The sequence below is a fragment of the Methylobacterium sp. AC315 genome, from assembly GCF_979253755.1.
Map to the genome: position 1 here is coordinate 25,679 of NZ_CEEDEA010000035.1, position 6,000 is coordinate 31,678.

The 6,000-nt window shown below is 67.5% G+C and carries 5 protein-coding genes and 2 pseudogenes; 5 read left to right on the forward strand and 2 right to left on the reverse strand.

The features are described 5' to 3' along the window. Positions 1-54: 54 nt before the first annotated feature. The 5 genes and pseudogenes from AC0IY0_RS27300 to AC0IY0_RS27320 form a co-directional block, all read left to right on the forward strand. A pseudogene (locus tag AC0IY0_RS27300) lies at positions 55-378 on the forward strand (integrase core domain-containing protein); the annotation flags it as partial. 129 nt (positions 379-507) lie between these two features. Beyond that, positions 508-1,839 carry a tetratricopeptide repeat protein gene (locus tag AC0IY0_RS27305; protein ID WP_471766236.1) on the forward strand — a complete coding sequence of 444 codons (1,332 nt, stop codon included), beginning with the start codon at positions 508-510 and terminating at the stop codon, positions 1,837-1,839. A 195-nt stretch (positions 1,840-2,034) separates the two neighbouring features. Continuing rightward, positions 2,035-2,892 (forward strand): glycoside hydrolase family 19 protein, encoded by an 858-nt coding sequence (locus tag AC0IY0_RS27310; protein ID WP_471766237.1) that lies wholly within the window; start codon positions 2,035-2,037, stop codon positions 2,890-2,892. After that, a complete protein-coding gene (locus AC0IY0_RS27315; protein ID WP_471766238.1) occupies positions 2,843-3,421 on the forward strand; it encodes a hypothetical protein in 579 nt (192 codons plus the stop codon). The genes AC0IY0_RS27310 and AC0IY0_RS27315 overlap by 50 nt, the downstream gene beginning before the upstream one ends. 40 nt (positions 3,422-3,461) lie before the next feature. Beyond that, the gene (locus AC0IY0_RS27320) at positions 3,462-3,755 is read left to right on the forward strand and encodes a PAAR domain-containing protein (protein ID WP_471766239.1); all 294 of its coding nucleotides are present in this window, start codon (positions 3,462-3,464) and stop codon (positions 3,753-3,755) included. 29 nt (positions 3,756-3,784) lie between these two features. Here the strand turns inward: AC0IY0_RS27320 and AC0IY0_RS27325 are convergent, their stop codons facing one another. Continuing rightward, complete coding sequence (locus AC0IY0_RS27325) at positions 3,785-5,401, reverse strand: transglycosylase SLT domain-containing protein (protein ID WP_471766240.1); 1,617 nt, start codon at positions 5,399-5,401, stop codon at positions 3,785-3,787. A 12-nt stretch (positions 5,402-5,413) separates the two neighbouring features. After that, positions 5,414-6,000, reverse strand: a pseudogene (locus AC0IY0_RS27330) (hypothetical protein); the annotation flags it as partial.

The window sequence follows — 6,000 nt, forward strand, 5'->3', positions numbered from 1 at the left end:
GACCCGGCCGATGGGGAGGATCAGCTACGACCTGAGAAGTTGGGGATGAAGCGGCTGCGCGGGGCGCCGTGCGCGATACAGGGCGATGACGGGCCTGAGTTCGTCCCGAGAGCACTCGACCGCTGCGCCTGTGAGAACGGTGTCAGGCTGAACGTCTCGCGCTCCTGCAAGCCGACCGGCAGCGCGCTGGCGGCGTCGTTCAACGGCCGCCTGCGCGCCGAGTGCCCGAACGCGCACTGGTTCTTGTCGTCGGCCGACGCGAGGAGCAAGATCGAGACTTGGCGGCGGTACGACGACGAAAGCCGTCCTCACACGGCCTCGGGGTGGCTGACGCCCCAGGAATTCGCCTTGGCGGCGGCCCTACACGCCGCCGAATGAGACCGAGACATTCACTTTTCGGCCGGACCAAAATCCGGGGGACCCTCAGGCCTACCGTGCACTCACGTGAACCCTGGATCCTGTAACGGGGCCCGATCAAGGACAGCTCACCACCTTGAAGAGGATGCGATGGAAAAGGGCGGGCATGCGGATGAATTTGGGCGGGAGGCGCGGGACATCGACCTCGATGAGGCGCTCGAGATCGCGGTGCGGGCCCACCGGGCGGGGGACGTCCTGGTCGCCGAGACACTCTATCGCCGGATCCTCGACGCCGAGCCCGAGCATGCGGCCGCGCTGCACTTCTCCGGCGTGCTCTCCCACCAGACGGGCCGGCCGCGGGAGGCGATCGGCTTGATCCGCCGGGCGATCGAGATCGAGCCGGACAACCCAAGCTCGCACGTCAATATCGGCAACGTGTTCTTCGACTTGGATCGGCCGGATCTCGCCGCAGCCGCCTACGATACCGCGCTTCAGCTCGACCCGGGGGCCATTCATGCCAGCAGCAACCTCGGCGTCGCCTTGAGGGTGCTCGGCAGGCCGGACGAGGCCGAGGCCGTCTATCGCAGCGCCGTCGCCCTGGATCACGGGAATCGGGACCTCTGGAACAATTTCGGGCGGCTGCTGGCGAGCCAGGGCCGGATCGACGAGGCGATCACCTGCCACACGCGAGCCCTGGAGCTGGAACCGTCGGATGCCGGCACCCGACGCTTTCTCGTGGCGGCCTACAGCGCCACCGGAGAACACGGCCGCGCCCTCACCCTGTTGCAGGGATGGCTGCAAGACGAGCCGGACAACCCCTCTGTCCACCACCTCATCCCCGCCCTCACCGGTGAGAACGTGCCGGAGCGGGCTAGCGATCGCTACGTGCAGGCGCTGTTCGATGGATTCGCATCGAGTTTCGATCACAAGCTCGCCCGGCTCGATTATTGCGCCCCCACTCTCATCGCGGCGGCCGTCGCAGCGCGACGGCCCGCCCAAAAAGACCTCTCTGTCCTGGATGCCGGTTGTGGGACCGGACTCTGCGGGCCCGCCTTGAAGGAGCATGCCCGTGAGCTCGTCGGAGTCGATCTGTCGGCGGGAATGCTGGAGAAAGCCCGCCAGCGCGGCTGCTACGACCGGCTCGATCAGGCGGAACTGACCCATTACCTGCGCGAACATCCCGGGGCCTTCGACCTCGTCGCCTCGGCCGATACCCTCTGTTACTTCGGCCCCCTCGACGCCGTCGCCGGCGCGGCAGCGGCGGCCTTGCGGCCGGGCGGAGCCTTCGTCTTCAGCGTTGAGGAGGATGGCGGCGGCGCCTTCACGCTTCACCCGCACGGGCGTTACAGCCACGCGCGGAGCTACGTTGAGGCCTGCCTCAGGCCGGCGGGGTTTCAAACCGTGGCGATCACCGAAGACAGCCTGCGGAGGGAGCGGGGACGCGCCGTCCCCGGGCTCATCGTCACCGCTACGAAAGGGTAGGGGCTCTGGCTCCGGCGGTGAATAATTCATCGTCTGTCGTGCCACCCGCAGCTTGCATGGCGGCGGGATCGCGCGGACAATCCGGGCGATGGTGGAGGCGAGGGCATGGGCTGGGCTCCGGTACCGGATGGGTCGCGGCACGGCGACCTCTCCCCGGATCGAACGGTGAGGGGTACCTCGTCTGACGAGCATCGGATGCGGCAGATCCGCCTCGCCGCGTCCGAATACTTCCGGGTCGACCTCCTCTCCGATCACGACGTACTCGGCTACTATGAGCGGCTCAGGGATGCCCGGCGCCCATTCGAGGATCTCGATCGGGGCGGCCCCCCGGCCCGCGCTCCCTCCGGCAGGATCACGCGCCAGCAACTCGCGCAGATCTTCACGAACGCGGACGACGCCAATCTCGATCAGGTCGTCGCCGACTTGAACCGGGATTTGCCGCGGTTCGGGCTCGAAACCCCATCGCGGAAGGCCCATTTCTTCGCGCAGCTGCGCGAGGAAAGCGGCCCTGCCCTCGATGCCACGGTGGAGAGCCTGCGCTACAGCCCGGCGGGCCTGATGCTGTTCCACCATTACAAGATCCATCCGCGCGAAGCCGAAACGGACGGGTACGCGAAGGATCGCAGGACGAAAGCCATCACGCGCGCGGCCCAGCAGGAGACGATCGCCAACAAGGTCTACGGTGGCCGCAACGGCAACGGGCCGGTCCTCAGCGGCGACGGCTGGCGGTTCCGAGGACGCGGGCTGATCCAGATCACCGGACGGGTCAACTACTCGCAGATCACGCAACAATATGCCGAGATTTACGCCCAGCCCTCGACCTCCGCTGACCGGCAAGTGAGCTTCGTCACAAGGCCCGAACTGGTGGCCGAATTTCCCTACAGCTTACGCTCGGCGGTCTGCTTCTGGACGCTGCACCGCCTCCATCTCTCGGCCGACAAAGGACACGGCGATGACGCGGTCGATCGGATCACGCGGGTCATCAACAAGTCTACGAAAAGCTATGCGGCGCGGCGCGAGCATTTCAGGATGGCTTATCGCCTCTTCCGGTAGCGCCCTCCTGATCCTCGCCCCGATCGAACCGGCGGTCGCGAGGGAGCAGGCTGCCGCCTCGCTCTGCGCCTCGGGGGAGGAAGTCGTGTTCTCCTGCGTGCTCGGCGCCAAGACCGCGTCCCTCTGCGCCGCGACGACCGCGGGGGCGATCGAGCGGCTGACCTACCGTTACGGCGCCGGGGCCCAGATCGAGACGAGCTACGCTGCCGAACCGGGGAACGGGCATCGATTCAAGACGACCGTCGCCCCCGCCAACCCACGAGCCCTGGTGCGCCAAATCTGGTTCGACCGTGGCTCGTTTCGCACGCTCCTGAGCGAATGCATCGGGGGGGGCTGCGCGCGGTCCGCGGGGCTTTCGGTGCTGCGCGGGGACAAGATCCTGCGCAACAGCGGCTGCGGGCGCGGGGCGGACAGTCGCCCCTGGTTCTCCCGCGCGCTCGCCGATTTCGGGGCCTCCGATAAACCCACGTCGAAAACCGGCCTTCTCGTGGTCGAGGACGCGGACAACATGCTCGAAAAGCTGTATTGAACCGGTCTCGCGTCCCGCGCCGTCAGTCTCGGACCTCGCTATGGGAAAGCCCGCCGCCCGCATCACCGACCCGCATACCTGCCCGATGGTCACGGGCGTGGTACCCCATGTCGGCGGTCCGATCAGCGCCCCATGCTGCCCGACCGTTCTGATCGGCGGCCTTCCTGCGGCGCGGGTCGGGGACATGGCGGTGTGCACCGGGCCGACGGACACGATCGCGATGGGTTCTCCCACCGTCCAGATCGGAGGCCAGATGGCGGCGCGGGTCGGCGACCCGACGGCCCATGGCGGCGTGATCGTTTCGGGTCTGCCCACGGTCCTCATCGGCGAATAGGGCCTGGTAAACCGCAGCCGCGAGGGACGCTATCGCCGATCCGGCATCGCCTGCCTCTCCGGCGCGTGCGGGACGTTGACGGTCTTGACGCTGCTGTAGCGATTGAGCCGCAGCGAGATCATCGTCTCGAACTTGTTGCGGACCTCGGACACGGAGAGACTTTTGGCTCCGTCGCCGTAGAAGATCGGCTTGTTGGCGGCGGCCGGCTTGGGCAGCAGGGCCGCGGCCACCGTCGTCGGCCGGCGCGAGATCTCGTCGATCATCCGCTCGGCTCCATCCGGCCCGAGGAAGTGAACGAGGTAGATTTCCCCGCCGGTGAGATTTCGACCGATCCGTCCGGTGATGCGCAGGCTATCGCGTTTGAGCATCTCCCCGGCCAGCACCGCCGAGAGATAGGGGTCGCTGCGCAAGCCCAGGATCCGGGTGCGCTGCGCGCCGACGGCATCGCCGCCGGCGATCATCGCCGCTTCCTGGGCGAGGCCGTAGCGCGGTCCGAATTCACGCACCACTCCGAGCCAGGTCCGCTCGATGAACTGATACAGCCCGGCGGCCGAGGAGGTCTGCGCCTGCACCTCGGTCTTGAAGCTCGATTCCTTATCGGCGATCGCCATCAGCAACACGGGATCGACACTGGTGGCCCTTGAGGCGCGGACGATCTTCTCGACGAGATAGCGTCGGATCCGCATCGGACCGAAAATCAGCAGCTCATCGGGGTTGCGGGAACCGCTGCCTTCGAGTTCGGTCGCAAGCGCAGAGTAGGCCGCGAGTTCGGGCCGTTCCCGCACGCGTGCCTTGACGGCACCGATATCGCCTTCGACCAGCGACTGGCCGGCACCATTCGAGAGCCCCATCGCGGGGGCGGCGATAGGCTGCGCGCCGGGCCGGCCCGGCGCGCTTGGGCCGACCGCCGTGATGCGGATCGCGGACGTCAGCGACGTGTCTGGCTTCGCGTCGACGTCGGTGATGTCGTAGAGTTGGGCCGCCACCTCGGCGGGAACTTGGATCACCGGCTTGTCCTCGCCCAGGCTAAGAGTGGCGGTGGCCTGTGTGACCTCGTCATCGGATTCCATCGGTTGCGGCACGATGAGCCAACCGACCCCGAGGCCAAACAGCATCAGCCCCGCGATCGCCCCGAGGCCCAAGAGAGGCTTGAAGCGGGCGGGAATGGCTTCTGCGGCCGTCCGCAAGGACTCCCAAGACGATTCGTGACCGGACGTAGCCGGGGCGGGGGGACCGGGGGAGGCAGCCCCCAGATGCATCTGCGTGAAGGCGGCGATCTCAGGAAACCAGCCTGCGTCGATGGCCGGATCGGTGGCGCCTCGAAGTCGCCCGATCCCCTCCATCACTGTCGCCGCAGTGCGCTGATCCAGGGAGAGACGGCGGCGCAGGACGCCGGCGTCGGCGCGCTCACGGGCGACCAGATCCACCGCCCGGAACCAATCGGCGAGCGACGGCCGCGGCTTGTCGAATGGCGTTCCACGACAGGGAAAGACTTTCAGTCCGCAGGAGCGGCAAGAGAAGGCGCGGTTGCGGCTCTCGCGCTGGAAGCCCTGGCGGCTGGCACAGGCGGCGCAGGGGGTTTCGCCGAAGCGCAGCCTCATGATCTCGTCGACGCAGGCTTCCTCGGTCAGCGGCGTCGCACTCATCCCTCCCATGGCTCACTCGCCAATCTTGATCTGGGAGACGGCGAGGCCGAACCGGGATTCCCGCTGCGCCGCCTCCTGGGCAAGGCCGTCGAAGAGGGCGGCGGCATTCGCCGACCCTCCGCCCGTGATTGCGCCGATCGACCCCTGACTTTCCACTGCCACCACGAGTTGCGACAGGCCGCGGCTCGACGGCGACGCCTCAAGACGGATAGCGAAGCTCGCCTGCCGCCCCGACCGCTTCAGGTAGCGTCCGAGATCGTGCACCGTGCCGTCGTGATCGATCAGGAGGAGGGCAGCGTTCGGCGCCCCTCCGAACTCAGCGGTTCCGCGAAGCTCGCCGCCGCTGCGCAACCGGTCCTGATCGATCCGTAGTTTCGGGACGAAGGCGGGCTTGACCCGGGCCTGGAGGGCCAACAGGTCGACGATCGGGCATTGACTCCGCTCGACCTGACGCAGGTGGATTTGCGCTTCGAAGCCGAACGTCTCCCGGAAACTCCCGTCGAAGGCTTTGAACGGGTTCGGCGTGATCCCGTAAGCCTCGACCGAGGCCCTGTCGGCAGTGACGGCGACGGGGTTGAGAACGAAGCATTCCCCGCCGC

What these genes read in the sequence shown, in the direction of transcription:
- AC0IY0_RS27315 (WP_471766238.1), top strand. Translation starts at nt 2,843, where the DNA reads ATGCGGCGCGGCGCGAGCATTTCAGGATGGCTTATCGCCTCTTCCGGT.
- AC0IY0_RS27320 (WP_471766239.1), top strand. Translation starts at nt 3,462, where the DNA reads ATGGGAAAGCCCGCCGCCCGCATCACCGACCCGCATACCTGCCCGATG.
- AC0IY0_RS27310 (WP_471766237.1), top strand. Translation starts at nt 2,035, where the DNA reads ATGCGGCAGATCCGCCTCGCCGCGTCCGAATACTTCCGGGTCGACCTC.
- AC0IY0_RS27325 (WP_471766240.1), bottom strand. Translation starts at nt 5,401, where the DNA reads ATGAGTGCGACGCCGCTGACCGAGGAAGCCTGCGTCGACGAGATCATG.
- AC0IY0_RS27305 (WP_471766236.1), top strand. Translation starts at nt 508, where the DNA reads ATGGAAAAGGGCGGGCATGCGGATGAATTTGGGCGGGAGGCGCGGGAC.